At 46.3% G+C, this 827-nt stretch carries 2 pseudogenes; both read right to left on the reverse strand.

The annotated features are described in order from the left end of the window. Positions 1-554, reverse strand: a pseudogene (locus tag R7Q46_RS26110) (two-component sensor histidine kinase); the annotation flags it as partial. Then, positions 554-827: pseudogene (locus R7Q46_RS26115) on the reverse strand (ABC transporter substrate-binding protein); the annotation flags it as partial. The pseudogenes R7Q46_RS26115 and R7Q46_RS26110, both read right to left, overlap by 1 nt.

The raw sequence follows: 827 nt of genomic DNA on the forward strand, positions 1-827 counted from the left end.
AATTGCACCAGCAAGTTTTGAATTTCTTTCGAGTCGTTTACCCGCTCAATCTGCCAATGCACTTCTTGTCGAACCGGTTTGAGCTCAGAGCGAATATCTTGGTGAAGCCAGTTAATCTGCTCCATCAGTTGGTCTACGCGGCGAGTTTGATCGATGCGAGTTGAAATCATATCCACGTACTTTTCCAGTAGCGAGGCAAGGCCAGCTTCCGATTCGAGCAATTGATAAAACTCCGAGCTCATCTTATTGCTTTTCAGAACGGTCGAAATCGAAGCCAATTGCTCGTTGACCTGCATAGCTTGTTCAGTCAGCTGTACTTTGTTGTCTACCGCTTGCAGCGCTTCTACGCGGCGGTTAATTTCACTGGTTTTACTTTCGAGAAAATAGCTGGCGTTATATTTAGGCACGCTATCTTCCAACAAAAGGCGCACCTGATTATCCAAGCTGTTCCATGTCGCCCAAGCGACCAAACACACCACGGTAAGCAAGAGCGTGCTGCAAGCAAAAGCGGCAATTAAGCGTGCACCGATGGTTTTGTATTTCGGGTATAACACTACTTCTCTTTCCCTCGCCATTGAGCCAATTGCTGATTTACGTTGTCCAATTTTTCCGACATCGCACGCCCCAACTCATGGGAAAACTCTGCCAATAATGCTTGGTAGTGCGTCATGCCAACTTCGGAATCTTTATCCATGGTCGACAGCTTTTGCGCAATTTCGGTTACTTGCGCTTTACTCAGTGGCAATTCAAACAGTTGTTTTTCAATGGCTTGTAGCGAACGTTGTTTCTCTGGTTTTCCGTCGGCGAGTCGATTCAATTTAATGAGC

The organism is Vibrio sp. 811 (genome assembly GCF_033339195.1).